The organism is Bartonella sp. AP3QHHD, from assembly GCF_042195765.1.
Taxonomy (GTDB): Bacteria; Pseudomonadota; Alphaproteobacteria; order Rhizobiales; family Rhizobiaceae; genus Bartonella.
Genome location: NZ_JBHIPC010000098.1, coordinates 19,938 through 39,662, shown reverse-complemented (window position 1 = coordinate 39,662; position 19,725 = coordinate 19,938). Strand labels below are relative to the sequence as shown.

17 protein-coding genes and 1 pseudogene are annotated in these 19,725 nt (G+C 38.3%); 3 read left to right on the top strand and 15 right to left on the bottom strand.

Translation table 11 applies throughout. From position 1 onward, the window contains the following. Positions 1-78: 78 nt before the first annotated feature. From traG to ACFIL7_RS08400, 13 genes are all read right to left on the bottom strand, one after another. The gene (gene traG, locus ACFIL7_RS08460) at positions 79-1,995 is read right to left on the bottom strand and encodes a Ti-type conjugative transfer system protein TraG (protein ID WP_375634755.1); all 1,917 of its coding nucleotides are present in this window, start codon (positions 1,993-1,995) and stop codon (positions 79-81) included. Positions 1,996-2,150: 155 nt separating this feature from the next. Then, positions 2,151-3,785 carry a BID domain-containing T4SS effector gene (locus ACFIL7_RS08455; protein ID WP_375634368.1) on the bottom strand — a complete coding sequence of 545 codons (1,635 nt, stop codon included), beginning with the start codon at positions 3,783-3,785 and terminating at the stop codon, positions 2,151-2,153. 10 nt (positions 3,786-3,795) lie between these two features. Continuing rightward, positions 3,796-4,014 carry an antitoxin VbhA family protein gene (locus ACFIL7_RS08450; RefSeq protein WP_375634756.1) on the bottom strand — a complete coding sequence of 73 codons (219 nt, stop codon included), beginning with the start codon at positions 4,012-4,014 and terminating at the stop codon, positions 3,796-3,798. A 61-nt stretch (positions 4,015-4,075) separates the two neighbouring features. Beyond that, the gene (gene virB11 / locus ACFIL7_RS08445; protein WP_375610602.1) at positions 4,076-5,146 is read right to left on the bottom strand and encodes a P-type DNA transfer ATPase VirB11; all 1,071 of its coding nucleotides are present in this window, start codon (positions 5,144-5,146) and stop codon (positions 4,076-4,078) included. Next, positions 5,143-6,303, bottom strand: a complete 1,161-nt coding sequence (gene virB10 / locus ACFIL7_RS08440) for a type IV secretion system protein VirB10 (RefSeq protein WP_375612191.1) — start codon at positions 6,301-6,303, stop codon at positions 5,143-5,145. Before virB10 ends, virB11 begins: the two co-directional genes overlap by 4 nt. Continuing rightward, entirely contained in the window at positions 6,296-7,162 is an 867-nt protein-coding gene (gene virB9, locus ACFIL7_RS08435) for a P-type conjugative transfer protein VirB9 (protein WP_375621532.1), read from the bottom strand. Before virB9 ends, virB10 begins: the two co-directional genes overlap by 8 nt. Continuing rightward, positions 7,159-7,863 (bottom strand): virB8 family protein, encoded by a 705-nt coding sequence (locus ACFIL7_RS08430; protein ID WP_375610599.1) that lies wholly within the window; start codon positions 7,861-7,863, stop codon positions 7,159-7,161. Before ACFIL7_RS08430 ends, virB9 begins: the two co-directional genes overlap by 4 nt. Further along, positions 7,817-8,119 carry a type IV secretion system protein VirB7 gene (locus ACFIL7_RS08425; protein WP_375634757.1) on the bottom strand — a complete coding sequence of 101 codons (303 nt, stop codon included), beginning with the start codon at positions 8,117-8,119 and terminating at the stop codon, positions 7,817-7,819. The genes ACFIL7_RS08430 and ACFIL7_RS08425 overlap by 47 nt, the downstream gene beginning before the upstream one ends. Before the next feature lie 210 nt (positions 8,120-8,329). Next, positions 8,330-9,316 carry a type IV secretion system protein gene (locus tag ACFIL7_RS08420; protein WP_375610597.1) on the bottom strand — a complete coding sequence of 329 codons (987 nt, stop codon included), beginning with the start codon at positions 9,314-9,316 and terminating at the stop codon, positions 8,330-8,332. Then, positions 9,303-9,788, bottom strand: coding sequence for a type IV secretion system protein VirB5 (locus ACFIL7_RS08415; RefSeq protein WP_375634362.1), 486 nt, complete (start codon positions 9,786-9,788; stop codon positions 9,303-9,305). Before ACFIL7_RS08415 ends, ACFIL7_RS08420 begins: the two co-directional genes overlap by 14 nt. Further along, the gene (locus ACFIL7_RS08410) at positions 9,785-12,139 is read right to left on the bottom strand and encodes a VirB4 family type IV secretion/conjugal transfer ATPase (protein WP_375634398.1); all 2,355 of its coding nucleotides are present in this window, start codon (positions 12,137-12,139) and stop codon (positions 9,785-9,787) included. Before ACFIL7_RS08410 ends, ACFIL7_RS08415 begins: the two co-directional genes overlap by 4 nt. Before the next feature lie 22 nt (positions 12,140-12,161). After that, entirely contained in the window at positions 12,162-12,470 is a 309-nt protein-coding gene (locus tag ACFIL7_RS08405; protein WP_212112790.1) for a type IV secretion system protein VirB3, read from the bottom strand. Further along, entirely contained in the window at positions 12,471-12,791 is a 321-nt protein-coding gene (locus ACFIL7_RS08400; protein ID WP_375634396.1) for a TrbC/VirB2 family protein, read from the bottom strand. A gap of 397 nt (positions 12,792-13,188) precedes the next feature. Between ACFIL7_RS08400 and ACFIL7_RS08395 the strand changes: the two genes are divergently transcribed. After that, positions 13,189-13,914, top strand: a complete 726-nt coding sequence (locus ACFIL7_RS08395) for a hypothetical protein (RefSeq protein ID WP_375634758.1) — start codon at positions 13,189-13,191, stop codon at positions 13,912-13,914. Between the two features lie 1,489 nt (positions 13,915-15,403). Here ACFIL7_RS08395 and ACFIL7_RS08390 read toward each other — a convergent pair. Then, positions 15,404-15,591 (bottom strand): annotated as a pseudogene (locus tag ACFIL7_RS08390) (integrase); the annotation flags it as partial. 638 nt (positions 15,592-16,229) lie between these two features. Beyond that, on the bottom strand, positions 16,230-16,583 hold the full coding sequence (locus tag ACFIL7_RS08385; RefSeq protein WP_375636854.1) for a helix-turn-helix domain-containing protein: 354 nt from the start codon (positions 16,581-16,583) through the stop codon (positions 16,230-16,232). A gap of 1,194 nt (positions 16,584-17,777) precedes the next feature. Between ACFIL7_RS08385 and ACFIL7_RS08380 the strand changes: the two genes are divergently transcribed. Both ACFIL7_RS08380 and ACFIL7_RS08375 read left to right on the top strand, forming a co-directional pair. Next, on the top strand, positions 17,778-18,623 hold the full coding sequence (locus tag ACFIL7_RS08380; protein ID WP_375632877.1) for a TIGR01459 family HAD-type hydrolase: 846 nt from the start codon (positions 17,778-17,780) through the stop codon (positions 18,621-18,623). After that, complete coding sequence (locus ACFIL7_RS08375) at positions 18,623-19,624, top strand: bifunctional riboflavin kinase/FAD synthetase (RefSeq protein WP_375610591.1); 1,002 nt, start codon at positions 18,623-18,625, stop codon at positions 19,622-19,624. The genes ACFIL7_RS08380 and ACFIL7_RS08375 overlap by 1 nt, the downstream gene beginning before the upstream one ends. Positions 19,625-19,725 lie beyond the last annotated feature (101 nt).

The following is a 19,725-nucleotide window of genomic DNA, read 5'->3' as shown; positions in this document are numbered from 1 at the left end:
GCTTTTATGAGATAGAATCTCTGCTTTTATCCTTTGATGTTTTTGTTTTGATGCATTGCCTCCATTAGAGGGTGTTTTTTAGTTTTTCTTTTGTGGAGCAAAGCGGTTTTTTGCAGCTGCGGCTAACATTTCTTTTCTTCTAAAATAGATCGCTCGACCACAACGTAAAGGGGGTTGTCCTTGCATCAGAATAATTTGTTCATCTTGACGCATTTCTTGAATAACTTCGTGGGGTAAAATCAGGGCTCTTTGTTGGTAATTGACGTTGTATGAACTCTTTCCTAAAGATAAACCTCTTGATTTGTTTGTTCCGGTTACTTCAACGGTCATTTGGCCACAGCGTTCTGAAATGTCTTTGGCAGTTTGGAGATCTTTAATGGCAGCATAGCTGACAAAGGAACAACTTTCAAACCATGAACGTGCTCCTGCTTCTCCAAAGTGGTTGACCAACTGGCCAGAGGATTGATAGAAGAGCATCAAGGATGTACCGTATTTACGTCCACGGTCGCGGGCTTCTTCTAAAATATTCATATAGCCTAAAAGATCAACTTCATCTAAGACAAATAAAACACGCTTTTTATAGTTACCGTCTGCTGTAACCATGGCATTGAGAAAGGCGCCAATAATCACACGTCCAATAGCTGGATAACTGTTTAAAATGCTTGCGGGGAGATTGAGAAAAACATCTGTATTGCCATTGGTAATATCTGAGGAAAAAAAATCATCTCCGCAGACAAGATCTGCATAATTGGATAAAGAAAGCCATTGGGTGTCTTTTGAGGCGGTGGTATAAACCCCTGAAAAGGTTTGCTCTGCCATTTCTGTAAAAATACCAACCATTTCACGAATAAAAGGAGAAGGTGTTGTTTCTTGAATCATGCGTAATTGATTAACAACAGCTGTTTCTGATTGAGAGAGAATACCACGCAATGTTTTTAAATTGCGCTCGCTGTCTTCATATTCATCAGAAAATACAACATGAGCAAGAAGAGCCGTTAATAGATTATGGGCTTGTGTTGAGAAATATTCCGCTGAAGAATTATCTGATTTTTTATCTGTAAGAAGCAACTTTGAAAAGCTTACAATATTTGCTTCGCGTTGTGTGCGTGGTACGCTGTCATCTAAAAGCCAATCGATGACATTAAAGTTTTTTGTTAACAATGAGTTGGGATCGAGAACAATGACATTTCTATTTCCCATTTTTTGACGCGCAAATTTGACCATTGGGGCAACTTCTGTTGAAGGATCAAGACAAATAATAGACCCTGGATAGGTTAAACACGTGGGAACTACTGTACTTGTTGTTTTATAGCCACCAGAACCAGCAAAAAAGATCATATGAGTTGAACCAAAATCAAGATTAAAGGTTAGCAAAGGGGCTGTTCCACCCTTTCCCCATGTTGTTTTATTGCCAGGTGCAAAGGGAATGTTGCACACATTATCTTGATCGACACGGTATCTTTCACCCACAACAATTTGCCCATTGGCAGGAAAGATTTTTGCTGCTTCTCTTAAATTCATCCAAGCGGCCTCACCAAAAATACCTTTTTTTGCACGCTTGACCTTACTTTTAGGGGGAAGGGTTGTTACGAATTGAATGATGGAAAAAAAAACACCAATGATGATGCCAAAAACAACCATGGGGTCCATGAATTGAAGAGCATAGCCCCATGTTATTCCTTGTTGGCCAACATAGGGACTTAAACGTTTTATTTCACCACCAATATAGTAAAGAGCGGTTGTTCCAAAAAAGACAACGGAGACAAAAGTGATCATTTTACGCAGGTGTAGTTTTTGCGAGAGACTATACAACAATGAAACAGCAGCCGTTAGTGCTAAGACTAATAAAGGCTCAGAACGAAGAGTCCAATAAATTTGATCGCTTTTTAGTCCATTTGTTATAAACAATAAAAAATGAGGGACAAGGAATATCGTTAAAGCACCTAAAGCGATCGGTGTTAAAATGAGTACCATTTGTGTTTTGGTATATTTCATTGTATTTTACTTTCAATTCTGTCAGAATATGTTGCGAAATGCTCTTTTCTAGGTGTGTGATATGAACTCTCATCTCTTTTTGCAAAGGTGCAGATAACGCCAAACAGTTTTCGCTTATGAGCCTTTCTCATTAAGGAGGGAGGTTTTGTCTATTCTTAGCAGGCCATAGCGAATGCTTTGGAACGGTGCATTGTGCATACTTGTGCTTGCTGGTGTACTTCTTTGGTTTGCTTAATAATTTGTGTAATTTGTTTGGCTTTATTTTCTGATACACCAATGCTTTGAGCCAATGTTTCATAATCATTATTTTGAACTGCTTTATGTTCATTTGGTGAGAGACGGGTGTTGATCTTTTTTACAAAGTTGCTGAGCTCTTTTTGACATAAAGGATTTTTTGCTAAAGCTTCTTGTTGTAATTCTTTTGGCAAGGCGAAGAGGTTTTGCAAGCTTTGACTTGGCATTTCTACCATTTTTGCAAGGCGACTTTGTTCTGTTGCATGTTCTTGCGTAATTTCCTTTTCAGCATGTCTCACTGCATGGGCAAAATTTACAACGGCAGTACAGAGCATCTCAAGATGATTTTTAGCGTTTGCACGTGCCTGATTTTGTAGTCCACATAAACTGAAACCGGCAAGATGAGAAATAGAGTGCGGTGCTCTTTCAATCTGGTTGGCGAGCGGTTGGCCTAAGTTTGGATTTTTGATGATTTCTTCCATCTGTTTGTCTAATGTTTTTGTACTACCATAAACAATTTTTGACAATTGCTGGACCTGTTTTAGGCTTGCGTGGACACAAGAATCTTCTGCAACCATTTGGGCCGTTTCATTTTCTGTCAAAGGGGCTAATCTTTCTTCTGGAATGAGAATGCTTTCAAGCGCTTTTGTTTTGGGAACGGTAAAAGTAAATCTATCACCGGGTTTTAATGTTTTGAGTTGTTCTGGTGTGAGTTGTTCTTTATTGCCGATGATGTAAGCGCCTTTCACATTGAAAGCAAAGCTATCATAACCAGCACCCCTATAGGTGCCCGTGTAAGTTTCACCTTCTTTTGCAACCATAACAGGACGATCATTAACATTGCGCCCAAGTTCTTTCATGTTGCTCATGAATTCCTTTAAAAGAAGTATTTTATTGGGATTAGAGATATCTTCAAACAGATGTTGCATTGGTTCTAGATCACCATTTTCTGCTACAGCAACACTGGCGAGCATCATGCGTTCTTTTGTAACAAGTGAAAAGTCAAGCTGATGCCCTGCTGCTTGAGCAAGCTTTTCAAAAAAGACCCGTTGTGTACGTCCATTGCCTTCTCTAAAAGGATGAAGTTGGTTAAGGGCGTTAAATAAGCTTATTGCTTCAGCGTTAAATTTCTCACGCGTTAAGCCTTGCAAATTATCTTTTTCGGCAAGCGTTTGATCTAATTTTTGTAAACCGTCTTGGATTTCATCGCCGAGTGCAAAAGGATTTTCCCATCCTGTTCTTTTCATTTCGGGCATAGCGGCTATGGTGCCATCTTCAAATGTAAAGGGGAGATGGCGCATATATCCAGCCCATTCAAAGGTATTTTTAAATAAGTGGTGATGAATAGAGCATAGATAGGAGCTATCAAACTTTTCTGGTAAGGGGGCTTCACGCAAATTAACCATTGCTTCTGCTGTATCATGTGAGCATTTCTCCAGAAAGGATTTTAAGTCTTTTATTCCATATTTATTTTTGAGTGTTGTGGTGTTTGGGTAAACATAATGATGGGGAGAAACTATCTGTATATTTTTTGTCTTTGCTTTTGCTTTTGGCATCGTAGCTTCCTTATAATTTTACGTTGTCCATAAGAGTGTTAAATTCCTCGAGTGAAATATTTCCCTTTGCGTATTCTTCTAAAATTTTGAGTGTTGTAGGATGAAGCGCTATTCCCTCTATCGCATGGGTGCTGATGGCTGCTTCAACGGCTTCACGGCGTTTTTTTAATTCTTCTTCTGTCATCGATAAAAGATTTTCTCTATTTCTGTTTCGTTGGTTTTCATGCATTTTTTCTCTTATTTGCAATTGTTGCTTTAAAAGAGCCTTTGGCAGCCGGTGTGATCTTCTTTTAGTCACCTCCAAAGATGTTTCGTTGTTTGAAGGGATCGTAATAAATTTCTGTGACCTTAAATTTTCCTTCAATCCGTTTGCATTGGATGATGATATCAATCATTGAAATCAACAGGCCTCGAATATCATCACGCTCTAAATCACCACCGCCTTCACTTTCTTTGACCAAAAGGGTCATCTGCTCAAAGGCTGCAAGTGCTGTTGATGCGTGAACCGTCGTAATGGAACCTGGATGGCCTGAATTGACATTGCGGATATAATAAAAGGCTGTACCATCTCGAAGTTCTTGCAAAAGAATACGATCAGGACGCATCCGTAAAGATGATTCAAGTAACTCTTTGGGCCCAACGGAGGCTAAGCCTTGTCCATCTTTTGAATAGAACATTGAGACATGGTTAGGGTGTGGTATCACCAATTCTTGCGTGTCTTCAATGGTGATAATACGCTCTTCTTGAGGGATTTTGGCGATTAATGCTTTTGATAATGTTGTTTTACCCGAACCGGTTTTTCCCGCAATTAAAATATTTTTCTGGCATTCTACAGCTTGATTTAAAAAAGAGACAAAGTCTTTATTACAGTAGGCATTGGCTAATTTATGCTCGATGATTTTGAGTTCATTAAAACGAGAATGATAGTCATTCAAAGGTGTGAAAGAGACCTGTTCACAGAGCGAGAAGAGGCCTTTCTTGGCGAGTTCTTCGAGAGAAAAACTCTGCGATGATGGTTTACGAATTGTCATACTAATCGTGTCTTTTTCGACAGCCGGCGGAATGACAATTTGAATGCGCTCATTGCCTGGTAGCGTTGCAGATAATATTGGGTTTTTGTCCGATATGTTTTGCTTGGAATAGGAGGCGACAACTTTCGCAATCCCCATAAGCTCATTAAAAGAGAGCCCCGGTGCTTCTATTGTTTTCCATCCATCAAATCCTTCAGTCATGACTTGATAGGGACGATTGATAACAATTTCAAAGAGTCTATCATCTTTCAAAAAAGCACTGATGGGTTCAAGTTTTGTGAGAACAATCGCAACGGTTTCATCGCTCATGGTATGTAAGTTTGAGTTCATTCTAAAGTTACCGCCGAATTTTTGTAAAAGTTTCTTGAAACAGCTCGATTGATAATCTGTTTTTTGTTTTCGATGACTTTCAATTTATAAACGCTGGAAAAATCTAAATCGCGGGCAACAAAGATATTCACCATTTCCCCTTGGTTTTTGGATAATGTTGGAGGAATATTGGCGTAATTTTCTACGAGAATGTTTGCGATGTTTTGTCCTGAAGAGATTGTTTCAGTTTCTTCTTTTTCCTGTTTTTTTGATAAACGTTTATTGGCATAGTGTGTTGCATCTTTTATTAGTGAGACAAGAAGCGCAGACCCAATCCTCTCGAGCCAATGGTTATCAATATCTCCATCCATACCAGAACGCCCTAAAGCATCCGTTGCCGGTGAAGCTAAAGATATAATGATACCATTGGGGGTTTTTGCTCTATTCCATAGTACAAAGAGACGTGTTTGGCCTTTTTTCAATCCGGCGCGATATTCACCAACAATTTGGGTGCCTTTATCAAGAAGCACAACACGACCATTGTCTGATAAGATATCTCTGGAGATGATACAACTGGCAAAACCTTGTTGATCACTGTTGATGGCTGTTTCTAAAATACAAGGAATAGAAGTTCCCATCGCGATGATGTAGTTTCGATTGCCAAGGGTTGAAGCACGAATACCTTCAAGCACTGTGGGTTTGAGAAGATGATTAAAACGTTGTGTCGTTTCATCAGGTTTGCTTTCAAGTTGGTGAGGCAAAGCACCATTATTTGTTTGTGAATCTATTTTGCCTTGTTGTGTACTTGCATAAGCTAATACAGGAGCACGTTGTGCTGCCTCCAGCAGTGAGTCATCAGAATTTAATTGATTGATGTTTGGTGTTGGTAGCTCGACTTTTGGTAATAGAGCGTTATTTCGTTGAGGCTGTTCAAAGGGGGGAGGGGTAGGCTTTGCAGGATGAAAAAGCTCTGTTTGTTTTATAACTTTTCCTTCTTTTGAAGATTCAATTGGTTGCTTTTTGTCTGTAACAAGTGTTGAATAGGCTAAATAAAGACAGACACTGAAAAGAATAATAAGAGCAATAGCTTTCCCCACATTGTTTTGTTGACTTTTCCCTTGAGCATTTTTTATTGTATCGCGATCATTAATGCTTTTTTCATCCACGGTGTTATTCATGGCTGCTTCCTAGGTTCACTTTACGTTGTACAGATGGTGATGTCGTACCTGTTTCAGGATTAATTCCTTTTGGTACGAACCTTTTGTTAAAGATGCACAATACTTCATTCCCACGTCGTAGCGTGAATTGTGCAGCTGTTGCATGAACAATAACCTTGTTGCCTTTAATCGATTTGGGAATAAGCGCTTCTTGCCCATCAGGCGATACAATGTAAATGGCAGGGATTTCAATGTTGCCTAAAAAGGTAAAGGTTGTTGTTTTCCCATTATCATAGACAGAAGCAGGTTCAATAAGGGATGAGCCTTGAGCTTCATAAGCCCAATTGCGTGGTCCAAAATCTTCATGGATATTTAAAATATCATTGACAAAGTTTTCTTCACGTTGTTTTTCTTTTTCTGCTTCGGCTAATTTCTTACGTAAGGCTTCATCTTCTGGATAACGAAACTTTACCAAGAAATACGTCTCATTGCCGGCTGAAACATCGCCTTCACGGACTTGTAGCTCGAATTGATAAGAGCGTTGTGTTCCATCTTGGCGGCTTGTGACAATTTGTAAATTTGTCACAGGCTGAACTTCACGTGGTTTGAGAAAAACAAAGTGTCCAGCCGGTGCAACTTGCCAAGCAACCGAATTTCCAATTCCTACATAGGTTACTTCTTCATCAACGGCAAATTCTAGTTGAACCGAAGAGCGAATGGAGCCAATGATTTGTACGACGTTGTAGGGGTCATAATTGACAAATCTGATGCGGTTATCTTTACGTGCACTGACAGGCGCTGTTTCCGCAAGTGAGAGAACTGTGTGCAAGCTGACAGTGATCGTAAAAATTAAAGAGATTGTTTGTAAAAGTCTGATCATTTTATCACCTCTGGATCAGATCTATATTCCGATACTTGAAAACCAAGAGGGTTGATAAGACGATCAGACGTTGAAATGTGTGCGTTCACGTAGGAAAAATTTAAGATTGAAATCCAATGGGAAATATTTTCTTTTTCATTCAAGTCTCTGATCGTTTTATAGTAACGAACTTGGATAAGATCTTTACTTATAAAAGAGATTGATTTGATTGTGATCGTAGCAATCATGTTATGATAAATATTTTGCGGACTTTCTGGATTATTGCCCGCGTACCATTTTGCAAAACGGTTTTGTTCTTTTGGAGAAGATAAAAGAGAGACTAAGCGAAAATTGTTTTCTGCTTCTGATGCTTGAAAACCTTCACGAGCGCGAACGTATTGGCTGGCAAAATAACGCGTTATCGCTTCATCATAGTCGTTAGGGGATTCTTTTAGGGCGCTTACAGTATCAATAATGCCTGTTGAGTTATCAACGCGGATAACAAAAGGCTCTACCGTTTTCAAAGGCGTCAAAGCTGCGACAGCTAAAGCTAGCGCAATTGTCATCAATCCAAAAAGCACTGTTAAAGCCATGGAGATTTTCATCCGCACGCGCATGCTATGCATGCGATCAATGTCAAATGAGCGCGCTTCTTTTATATATTCTTCAAGGGCATCACTTTTCACGCATAACCTCCACAGTTTTATCAGATCGTGCTTCATGAATAATCGGCTTTAATAAAGCTGAATTGGCTGTTACTTTTTCACTTTCCAAAGTATTGAGAATGATGGGAGTGGTAACAGGCTTTACGCTCTTTTCTGGGTAGACAATGTTTTTATTGTCCCAATTCCACTTATCTTTATTTAAAGCGCGTGTATGTTTGCCATTACAGCGTGGTGGTTTTTTAGGGCCACTCAAAGAGGCACAACCAGTAAGAGCGATCGTTAGGACCATAACAAAAGTTATTTTTCGTTTCATTTTTTGAACTCACAAATATCTTGGAATACAATGCATGAGAGCCTTTGTTCTGAACATTTTTACAAGTTTATGTGATGCAAGATTTTGATTGGTTTTGTTGTTAGACCCAAGATGTTAGATCTTATTTGGAACAGGATCATGGCGTGTGCGCCAAAGGGCGCACACAAGGCAAAAACAAAAATGCTTATTCTTTTAAAGAGGTGATTTATCTTAAAATCGACCACGACCGCCTCCAGATTTACCTGCTTTTGCTGCTGCCCCTGCCGCACTTCTAACAGCGTTACCGGCAGCTCCTGAGATTTGTGAAGTGGCACTTTTTACTGCATTGCCACTCGCTCTTGCACCATTGGAAAGCATTGTAAAAATCTGTCCTCCTGAAGAGACACCAGCGTTAAAGTATGGTCCGCCAGAGGCCAGCGCTGTTGCAATACCAGGAAGCGCACGGAAGATAATAACTCCTATGATCGAAATGACGATGACAGGGGGAAAAAGAACGTAAATTGATTCATATGAAACTTTGAGAACCTGTAGGATAACTTGACATATAATGGTTCCAAGCATGATTACGAGAACTTGTAAAATGGTAAAATTGATCAAAGTTGTAATCCATGCATCGGAGTATTTTCGCGTTGCATTGAACAAATACAAACTAATAAATAGAGGACCAAGACCTATAATCATGACGAGTGCAACTTGTGCAAACATTTGCACAATAAAACCACCTATACAAAAAAGAATAACCGCGAGAAGCATGATAGAACCAAGAAGACCTACAATGATCTTTTCAAAAAACCAAGCATTGTATAAGACTTCTTGATAACGCGAACTTGCCTTTAACAAAATATAATCAAAAACATTGGAGCTTGCAGGATTACTGTTAAGCGCATTCCCAATAGCATTGGATAAATCATTGAAGAAAATATCCTTGACATAAGTATTAAATGTATCCGCATTCGTTGCCATTGTTGTAACAACAACGATTTTAACAACATTATTGAGAAGACTATGCATGGAAAGGGCAACGCGACCTGTCATAACATTATAGCCATAAAGAAAGATAAAAATGATTGCGGCGAGATTTAAGGGCGCTGAAATAGCAGAAGACAGCCCACTCACCGTTGTGTCCATCACATTATCGAGGGGTTTTAAAATATACCCAGAAACGCTTTCAAAGGGAGAAAAACTAAAGTCTGACATTTGTACTCGTACTTTCAAGTTTTTCTTTTAATTTCTTTTCTTTTTCTTTTAATTGTGCCTCAAGATATTTATGCTTTTGTTGTTCCTTTTCTTCACGTAGCTCATCTTTTGTTTTCGTATCTCTTGCTTGAATCATATCAAGAGACTGAAGTTTTAAAGAACTTACTTGAAGACCTGCTTGAAGAAGAGAAAGTTTTACTTGAATCTCTTGTCGAAGGGCTTGCAATTCTTCTGGTTTTGTTTCTGGTTTTGATTTAATATTTTCAAGTTCTTGACTTATGTCTTTAATTTTTTTTGCAGTATCAGTTGCACTTTTATAAATGCTTTCAGCTGTTTCAGATTTTGCAGTATTTAATTTTTGTGTGTTCTCGAGTGCTTGTTTATAATATTCATCTACATCGGGTGTTGTTTGCGCTATTGCATGAGAAATAAAAGAAAAAGATAACAGTGTAACTAAGCCATATTTTTTCATTGATTTTTTCTCCTTTGATAAAATATGGGCAGCCATTTGTCAGGGGCAGCTCCATATTCGTTGATAATTTCATTCATGAGTTCAATGTTTTTTGTTGTGCCGCTTAAAACGGCGATCTCATCATTCATTCCACGTAAGTTAAGTTCTGCAACGACGGAACTTTGTCCTTGTTTGATGAGAAAACGACGGGATTCTCTGCTTAACTCTGACTGTATCAGTTCAAATTCACGCTCAGTAAGTTTGAAAGCTTCGACATAATCATTGTAATTTGCTTTTTGATTTGGAAAAAATATTTGGGTGGGGCATTGCTCAATGATTGTGTGCGCGATTGTTGAGTTCAAAGCATCTTTAGGACTTTGTGTTGCAAAGAGCATCATGCCATTTTGTTTACGAATTGTTTTTAGCCGATCTTGCGCAAAAGCTTTAAATGAATCATCTTCTAAAGCTTTCCAGAATTCATCAACGACGATAATGATGCGCCGCCCATCAATCAAATCAAGAATGCGGTGAAAGAGATACATCATTAAGGGGCGTCGAATTTCTTCATTATCTAAGAAATCGGTCATGTCATAGCCAATGAACTGCGCATTTAAATTGAGATCATCTTGGTCATTATCAAAAACCCATCCTAAATCATTGCCTCTAATCCAGCGTTGCAGCCGTATGGCAATCCCTTCTTTGGATGTGTTGTCAAAAAACAGTTGAAGGGCACCAAGAGAGCGCTGGGTTGGGGGTAAGTTTTCTAAGGAATCGATGGCTTTGGCGATATCTTGTCGCTCTTCTTCCGTTACGATTTGCCCTTCAGCGGTTACCAGCTTTAAGATCCAATTACGAAGAAATATTTTATTTTTTTCGGTGTATTCCATGCCCTTTAAGGGAGCAATACCCGTGGGTTGCCCATTTTTTAAAGGTTTGTATTTCCCTCCTCCAGCCCGTACAAAAATCTCTGCTCCTTGATCTTTATCAAAAAAAACCATTGTTGGATTGTGTTTTTGTAATTGTGCAAGAAGAAAATTAACAATCACTGTTTTACCAGATCCTGATGGACCACAAACAAATGTGTTTCCAAGATCGCCATAATGAAAATTAAAATAGTAAGGTGAACCAGCCTGTGTTTTTAGCAATGCGACAGCAGCTCCCCAAACATTATCGTTCAGTTTGCCAACAGGGAAAGAATGGAAGGGCGATAAAGCGGCAAAATTTCTGCTGGTAATGGCGCCTGAACGCGCACGATAGCTAAAGTTTCCAGGAAGTTGTGCCCACCATGCTGCTTCCAATCCTAAATCTTCTCTGGCAATCACGGCTCCTCCATTGGTTAAATGGGAACGTGCTTTTGATAAGTTTTCAGACAATATTTTAGGATGATCAGCAAAAACAGCTAAAGAAATGTGGTGTTCTCCCAAAACAAAACGGTTTGATTCTAAATCATCTAGCGCTTCATCCAGTGCATCGATTTGTGAGCTAGCACGGTCAGCTGCATTGATCATTTGATTTTGTTTGCGGCTCATAATCGCACTGGCGGCTGCCTTACTTTTAAAAACAAAGGATTGTGTTAAGATGAATTCAAATGGCACCGTAAGCAGACCATCAGTCATACCTGGGCGTGTTTTAGAAGGATACTCTTTCCATCCAAACATGCCCACAAAGCGTTCATTGCTTTCATGGCGAATTTCGATAATTTCTTTCCCAAAAATAACACGATCCGAGTAAATTGTTGAAGCAATAGTTCCAAATGTGAGAGGAATACGCTCACGTCTTCCCCCCACTAGCTGGTGGAGAAATTCACTTTGTTCGGCAAATAAAAGTCCTTCATGTTCATAGATTGATAGTAGACGGACTTCATACTCTTCCAAACCTTGCATAAGATCTTGACTTAACTCTTCGAGTTTACGAATAGCTTCCTCATCGGGCTCAGATTGTGTTTTCTTGGCTTTGCTCAAGCGCTGAAAAAATGAAACCAGCTTTTCTGTTTTATCCGCGGCCGGATTCCAAAGCAGTGAAATAAATAGATCATTTCTATACAGTTCTTGCGAAACCATTTTCTTTTTATATTTTTCATCTAATGTTGTTGCAAAAGATGAAAGAAAATGACCTTCTGGGTATATCGTTTCACGGCGGCGGATGATGTGAGAATATAAAGCAAGCCGTTCGTCTGCGATATTTTTAAAAAGGGTGTTTAATTGGTTGTGTAAAGAATTTAATTGATCAATATCCGCAGTGTCAAAATTTATACCCTCAACAGCCATCACAACCATTAAACAGCGTGAATTTAAAGCAACGACATGTTGGTTGATGTAGCGTATATAGGGAATATATTCTTCAGGCAAAGTTTCCCGTTTCATTATTGACATCTGTTTCACCAGTTTCGTTCCTTCAGCTTAGTTCCTTATAAGTGCGGATAAGGCGTAAAGGGGAGGTTGAACCTCCTCCCCATCTGTTGAGGTTTTTTTGTTTTCCTCGGGTATTGAGCCATGCAAATAATACGCGAAATTGGTTGTGATCGTACTTTGTCACTTCTCGCAAAATAAAGTGCATCCCAATCCCAAGACCAAACATGGTAAAATCACTGGTTAAAATGAAAAGAATGGATGTTGCCATGACATTAAGCGCCATCGCTTCCATTGTAACACCAGCAAACATGGCCGGGCGCGTACAGGCAAGGAAAAGAGTATCTTCGTTCATTTATGTTGTGCCCGCTAATTTAGTGACGAGAGCAGGGGCACCAAAAACAATAGCAATCCCCAGAACACAGTAAGCTGCTTTGCGTAAATCAATAAAGCCGTACATCCAGCCAATCCCCACAGCAGCAACACATATAATTGCAATGAGCCTTGCCGTTGGACCCGTCATCATTGTGACAATGTTGCCTAAAACACCATCAAGATTTCCCAGACCACCTCCACCAGTAGTAGAAGCAGCATAAGAAAGATCAGATACAAAAACTGCCGTAAAAAGCAGCATGGTCACGATAAAAATGATGTTTTGGAATCTATTATCTGTCATTTTACCTCTCTTTAACAAATAATATTTGTTCATATGTCGACATTCCATTGCCTCTAACAAACTAAAGAGTGCTGTCATTTGATGACAGTTTAATTCTTCTCGTTTGTTTGCTTTAAAAGCCTTGATCGTGGATCTGTTCACTCTCAAGCTCTTCTTCGTAAAGAGACAGAAGTCTTTTCAAATTGAGATTGTGTTACATGAAAATGGCAATTTTAAGTTGTGTATATTGGTAAAAATAACAATATTAAAATAATGAAAGAAAGAATATCATTCTTTACAAAATGTAGTTAATCTGCAACACTTATATTTGGATTTTTTCTTTAAAAACAAGGGGATTGCTGATCAATAATCTGACATGATAGGAAAAAACGAATTTTTTGAGCGAGCGTGTTAAGAGATGCTATTTAAATTGATTGTTATTATTTACATTATGGGGGCGACAGTGTGGGGATTAAGCCAATATAAAGATAAAATGGATTTCAGCATTCTTAAAACATTTGAGACGCAAGATATCCAAGATATTGTCGATCTCTATCGAGAAGAAAAAAAGTTGGGTAGATCTATCACCAAACAGCAATTAGAAAAAAATGAACCAGCTCTCGATTTGCAGAAGAGTGTTTCATTAAATGATGTTGCAAATAATGCTGTTGTTTTTCATGGTAAGGCTTCTGTTACAAGTGGGGTTACATTTAAATTACTGACGCCTGCTGCACAATCTTGGCGCTCACATATCTCCCGTGATATTCATCTTTATGGTGTGGACACATGTGCACCCCGTCAAAAAGCAAGATTAAATGATCAAGAATGGCCCTGTGGTGCGGTTACAACGGCTTGGCTTGTCACCAAAACACTTGGGCAGGATTTATCCTGTAAACAGGCTTTGATGCACAATGGTGTTTATTATGCGCAATGTTTTGTTCAAGGGGTTGATTTAGCTGAGGCAGGTCTTACAGAAGGTATGTTGGTACTCTCAAAAGAGGGGAAAAATCCTATTCCAGCCCAGTATCATCATGCGGAAGAAAAAGCACGTGGCAACAAGATTGGTCTTTGGTCGAGTGATTTCACTGAACCTTTAAAATGGCGGCGAGATAATGGATCCTATAATCCCTTTGCTAGTCCATGATTGGTTTTAATGAACATATTTACTTAAATTTTTATAGAGAAAACTTTATCAATAAAATTGTACCAAATCGTAGAGCAAATTTGAATAAACGGTGAGATTATTTTCGTTTATGAAGTAAATGGATGGTACTTCCCTTTTCAAGGGAGGGTTGCTTTCAAAATCGCTTCTCTATTTTTACTTATGTGTTTTATAAAAGCGGGAAAATGTCATTGTTGGTGGCAAAGCATTTTTGAGTATTTGTGTTTGAAGGAGAAAGTGAGGCGATAAAAAACGCTCAAGAAACGGATTTCTAGAGCGGTGTTGATAAAAGTAAAAAATGAACAGCCCCAAAAATGGTGTAACGTTTAATATAATGGATAGAATCTTTCACAATGCCTTAAAAGAATTCATAGCAAAAGTTTTTTCATCAGAATTTTGTCTTCAGGATTGGATCACGTTTTTTACTTCTTTAAAAGTGATCAATCTGTTGCCTTCCTTGAAAAGCTTTCATAATTATCTGCTTTTAAATTCAGACTTCCAAATGATGGATGGATTTCAAATAGACTCTACACGAAGAAATCTTCGTAAAAATGATTTGCATTGCTGATTGTTTTCTATATATCACAAAACGTTTCTATTTAGGCCTTCGATGGGGAACAATAATCAACATATAAATAGGTAAAAAGAGCTCATACTTTTTTGTTATGGCTTTGTGGTTTAATGATCGTGAGACTTAAGTCTTATAATGCTCATAGGCTTTCTATAGGGCTAGGGGCGATGCCTATTGCAATGTAACTATTTGAAATCAGTTGAACAAAAGCATTAATGCGCCTTCTGATTTCATCATTTGTATTCAGTTTGGGCTCTTTCCCTTCTTATTGTATTTTATGACAAACTCATACGATGGCTATTGTGAGCTCTTCTTGCGTTACTTTACTCAGAGTGTTCACTTTGAAAGCAAGCAAGTGGATAGTGAGGTTGTATTCTCATACAGTGTGAAAATTCAACCCTCATTTGGGGGGATAATATTAACAGATAAGGTATTTAAAGAGGGATAAAATGAAAAAAAATTATTTTATTATGCATGGCTCTATTATTCGTCTTGGGGTGTGAAAAAAAACTATAGCGTAGAAGATTGAAAAAAAGATGCAAAATTAAGAGAAGAATGGGGAACGAAGTGTTTTCTTTCAGGACAATTTGTTAAGGAATCTAAAAATTGTCAAAATGTCTTACAAGCAGATACTGAAATGTTTTTCTCGCCAAAGCTTGATGCTCTAGACCGTGGTCATGTATTTTAATAAATATATATTACTCAACAGTAAAGTGTGATATAAAAATTCTAAAATAAAGAAGTTACGGCTCAACGAATGCTCGCTTCTTCAATTGTTATAGCGGAATTTTTTATCATTTTTCATCTTTTAGATGAGCTCCCCAAATCATATTCGCAATCCTATTGTTTGTTTCAACTTTATCAGATTGAGGATTATAATCATGAGAGAATTGGATAGCATTGTCTTATAGAAATATCTCTCAAGGTATCCAAGCCTATTTTGCGACGCTGTTCGTAAAGGGTATAAGGGTAAATCCATTGAGCCCCCCATCTTTACGCTTATGAAGAAGCAAGCCGGCGCCATCATTATATTTGCCAGCCCCCAATGTTGCGACAGATCTTGCATTAAGACGGTTCATAAGAGCCATTTTTTAATCCTTTCTTATACAAATTTGATCCACACATTCATCCCGCTTTTGACGTGCAAGGGAATGATTTTGATTGATCCAAGATAAGCAGGTTTGAAATGAGAGAATCTTACGTTATTCGAGCCTCTCAATCAACATACAAAACAGTGAATTATCATTATAAATCAATGTTTGCCTTATGATAGAGTTGGTGTAGCATTGAGATTTTAGAGGAAAAATATGCCTTTAAGACTTTATAACAGATACTAAGTCTTTAATAGCAGGTATATTAAATGTACATCATTTAAAATAAATAGAGCGTCCATAGAGAAAAGGGGGGCCGCTCTTTAAATACGGATAAATACTTATTCTGTTGTGCTGTAAAACGCTATTGTTTGCGGGTGTGGTGATATAAGACATAAAACTTTATACATGGGGTGTTTTGATAAGAGAGTGTGATGAATATTCAAGGGAGGGCTTGTTTATATAATTTTGTGAAAGGAACCATATGAAATGGGAATCTGAGAAGGAGCTATTTTTGAGAAGGCGGATCGTTTATCAACCGGTTTGAGGAGGGGGGCATCCTTTTGGGGTGTGGGGAGAAAGACAAGAATAGGGTGTGTAGCACTTTATAGCTATGCTTTTAAAGCGTTTTAATTTTAATCACAAATTAAGTTTAAAATCGCTTTCTGCTTGACAGATGTGAGGACTCTAAAACTTTTTAAAAGCAAATATTCCTCTTTGCTCGAGGCGATTTCATCATAATGGTACGGGGTGTTGTCTTTTTTGATGATATCAGTGTAAAAAAAGGCAAGTGGAACATTCAAAATATCGGAAATTTCCTTTAAACGCCCTGCGCTCACGCGATTTAAGCCTTTTTCATATTTCTGGATTTGTTGGAAAGTGACACCTAAATGATGCCCTAATGTTTTTTGAGACATTTTTAGCACTTTTCGCCTAAAGCGAATTTTTTTGCCTACAAAAAGATCAATATTAAGATTTTGAGCTTGCATTTTCCCCCTCCAGGTGCGAGCGCCCTCGCATTGGTATTCCGGGAGCTTGAAAACACTGAACCCTAGTCAGCATTTTGCTTTTAGTGCTTGGAGCACCTGGACATAGCAAAATCTCCCGGAATTCCGGGATACCCACATAGTGGGTTTATTTTTACGCTAGGGTTTCGGGTTTTCAAGACCCCTTTTGATCGTTGCGTATGCGATCAAAACATTTTTCGATTCATAAAGTAATTTTAGGAGATTGGCAATAAAAATAGTTTTTCTTGAGACGGATAGATTTTTTTAAATAGGAGGTTGTTTGCCTTTCAAAGTTTTAAGGTTTGCTTACTCAACTCATGACATCAGATATGCATTTTACGAAGGTAAAGCTTGGTTTTTAAGCTCAAGGCACCGCTTACGGTATTGCTCTTAACCAATAACCAAAATGGCTTGTTTTGATGCGTCTGAGATATCATGATGATAGGGGAAAGCTTTTATGAGTAAAGAGCCCTCATGCAAAATAAACTCAAAACATTATAGATCTGATTGTTGTATGTTCACATGTTTGTTTTAGAAGATATTTCTCAATGTTAGCGCCTATTTTACAATGGTGCTTCGTAAAGTATGTAGCGTAAAAGCCTCTATGAATGGGATAAAAGCTATATTGCTATCTTTACTGAAAAAAAGATGCTCGGACGGCACATACTCTCTGCCAGTTCAAAATATTACGACAGTTTTTGCCTTGAAAGGGAGCATAAGAGCTATTTTTTCTTTCTTCACGTGTTTTTATCTGTACGCTCTCTGCTTATAATGTGTAAGCGAAAAGGTTTTGATTGATTCAATATAAACAAATTTGAAATGAGAAAATATATTGGGCTTTCTCATGATGCATGTTTTTAAGAGGGGGATACGTTTATTTTCTCAGTGAAGAATTTGAGTATTTTAGATAAAAAACTCTATCAACGTCGTTGTTGTTAGAATTAAAATTTTTATGAGAAAAATGAGCATTGGGGAATGATAAGCTTTTGCTATCAAGCATTTTAGAATTTTGCACAACTTAATGATAACTTAGTTATTTTATCATTTCTTATGATCTCTATAGACGATAAAAAGTTGGGATATGGTTTGAGAAAGCAGATGACACAAGTATTATCTTTCGGTAAGTAGTTTTGAAGTAAAAGACAGCTTTAAATGACAAATAGAGATAGGTGCTCCATGAATGAACTTACCCATATTGAGACTATTATAGCGCATTATGATGCTGTTTTTTGTGATGTGTGGGGTGTTGTGCATAACGGTGTACATGCATTTGAACCAGCGTTGAAGGCGTTGTATAAAATCCGACAAATGGGAAAAACTGTCATTTTATTAACCAATTCTCCTCGGCTACGGGAAGATGTTGCTGCTCAATTACAAAGCATGAATGTTCATAGCGACTATTATGATGCCATTATCACTTCAGGGGATGTAACGCGCGATCTTATTCAGACTGCTCCACGTAAAGTTTTTTTCATTGGTTCACAACGTGATTTGGTGCTGTTTGAAGGGTTAGAGTGTGAATTTGTTGAAGAATGGGAGGCTTCTGTTGTCGTCTGTAGCGGTTTTCTTGAAGATTTTGACGAAGAACCCTCTGCTTATGAGGAGATGTTTCGTCGCATGCGGTCGCGGAATTTACCTTTTATTTGTGCGAACCCAGATGTGATTGTCCATTATGGAAATAAAGAATTTTGGTGCGCTGGTGCATTGGCTCGTCTTTATCAACAATTAGGGGGGGAAGTGCGCATTGCTGGAAAACCTCACGCGCCTATTTATGAATGTGCCTTTGAAAAACTTCAAAAAATACGGGGAACAGTAGAAAAAAGTAAAGTTTTAGCTATTGGTGATGGTCTTTTAACGGATATTAAGGGGGCGGCTCACTTTGGTCTTGATGCCCTTTATATTATGGGGGGGATTCATCATTATGATTATACGCAAAAGGGTGTGGTTGATAAGCAAGCTTTGCATTCTTTTCTTGAACATCATGGTTATAAACCACAAGCAATCATGTGGGCACTTCAGTAATGACTAATTTTTTGCGTCTTCAGGGAATTCATATGTTTCCCTCGGCTTGGCGGGGAGCAGTGTTGGCACTTGGAAATTTTGATGGTGTTCATTGTGGGCATCAGGTGGTGTTGCAAAAAGCACTTGATTTCGCGCGTATAAAAAAGAAACCATCTGTTGTTTTAACGTTTGAACCCCATCCAAGAAGTTTTTTTCAACATTCAGCTCCTGTCTATCGTTTGACAGAGGCAGCTGAAAAAGCTGAAATTTTTAAAACCCTTGGTTTTGACGGCGTGATTGAACAGCCCTTTGATGCACAGTTTGCCGCTCTTTCAGCGGACGAATTTATTAAGTCGTTTTTAAAGGAAGTTTTTGATGTTTCAGTTGTGGTGACAGGCGAAAATTTTCAATTTGGTCATCAGAAAAGTGGAAATGTACATCTTCTTTGCCAAAGGGGAGAGAAATATGGATTTGAGGTTGTGCAAGTTCCTTGCGTTGCTCGTCCTCAAGAGTCACAATCTTTGATCATTTCCTCGAGTTTTATTCGGCAACTTCTCTCACAAGGGGAAGTGGACAAAGCAGCCCATTTGTTAGGGTATCACTATCGGATACGCTCCAATATTATTCAAGGTGAAAAACTTGGACGTCTTTTGGGATTTCCTACCGCTAATCAAATGTTGCCTCCCCAAGTTCGTTTGGCTCATGGTGTTTATGCGGTACGTTTGCGTCGTGCGAACGGTGTTTTGTATGATGGTGTTGCAAGCTTTGGTTGTCGTCCAACGGTTGTTAAGGATGGGGCGCCCCTTTTGGAAACCTATTTGTTTGACTTTAACGACGACCTTTATGGGGAAAGCTGTATCGTTTCTTTTTTCCAGTTTTTGCGAGGACAAGAAAAATTTGATGGGCTTGAACCTTTGATTGCGCAAATGCATCGTGATGAAAAAAAAGCAAAAGAAGTTTTAAAGACAGTACAACCATTATCAACGTTGGATAGGCTGCTTACTTTTAAAAATATGTCCTAAACTGATCTGAAAAAGAGAGAAGAGCTGTAAAAATAGCACTTAAAGTGATTATAATCACAAAGATATATTCCAAAACATCGTGGAATATATGTTTTTTCCGT

Coding starts and splice junctions, on each gene's coding strand:
- ACFIL7_RS08375 (WP_375610591.1), top strand. CDS start 18,623: ATGACTAATTTTTTGCGTCTTCAGGGAATTCATATGTTTCCCTCGGCT.
- ACFIL7_RS08415 (WP_375634362.1), bottom strand. CDS start 9,788: ATGAAAAAATATGGCTTAGTTACACTGTTATCTTTTTCTTTTATTTCT.
- ACFIL7_RS08395 (WP_375634758.1), top strand. CDS start 13,189: ATGCTATTTAAATTGATTGTTATTATTTACATTATGGGGGCGACAGTG.
- ACFIL7_RS08400 (WP_375634396.1), bottom strand. CDS start 12,791: ATGACAGATAATAGATTCCAAAACATCATTTTTATCGTGACCATGCTG.
- ACFIL7_RS08385 (WP_375636854.1), bottom strand. CDS start 16,583: ATGCAAGCTCAAAATCTTAATATTGATCTTTTTGTAGGCAAAAAAATT.
- ACFIL7_RS08410 (WP_375634398.1), bottom strand. CDS start 12,139: ATGTCAATAATGAAACGGGAAACTTTGCCTGAAGAATATATTCCCTAT.
- ACFIL7_RS08425 (WP_375634757.1), bottom strand. CDS start 8,119: ATGAAACGAAAAATAACTTTTGTTATGGTCCTAACGATCGCTCTTACT.
- virB11 (WP_375610602.1), bottom strand. CDS start 5,146: ATGAACTCAAACTTACATACCATGAGCGATGAAACCGTTGCGATTGTT.
- traG (WP_375634755.1), bottom strand. CDS start 1,995: ATGAAATATACCAAAACACAAATGGTACTCATTTTAACACCGATCGCT.
- ACFIL7_RS08455 (WP_375634368.1), bottom strand. CDS start 3,785: ATGCCAAAAGCAAAAGCAAAGACAAAAAATATACAGATAGTTTCTCCC.
- ACFIL7_RS08380 (WP_375632877.1), top strand. CDS start 17,778: ATGAATGAACTTACCCATATTGAGACTATTATAGCGCATTATGATGCT.
- virB10 (WP_375612191.1), bottom strand. CDS start 6,303: ATGAATAACACCGTGGATGAAAAAAGCATTAATGATCGCGATACAATA.
- ACFIL7_RS08405 (WP_212112790.1), bottom strand. CDS start 12,470: ATGAACGAAGATACTCTTTTCCTTGCCTGTACGCGCCCGGCCATGTTT.
- ACFIL7_RS08420 (WP_375610597.1), bottom strand. CDS start 9,316: ATGTCAGACTTTAGTTTTTCTCCCTTTGAAAGCGTTTCTGGGTATATT.
- ACFIL7_RS08430 (WP_375610599.1), bottom strand. CDS start 7,863: ATGAAGCACGATCTGATAAAACTGTGGAGGTTATGCGTGAAAAGTGAT.
- ACFIL7_RS08450 (WP_375634756.1), bottom strand. CDS start 4,014: ATGCATGAAAACCAACGAAACAGAAATAGAGAAAATCTTTTATCGATG.
- virB9 (WP_375621532.1), bottom strand. CDS start 7,162: ATGATCAGACTTTTACAAACAATCTCTTTAATTTTTACGATCACTGTC.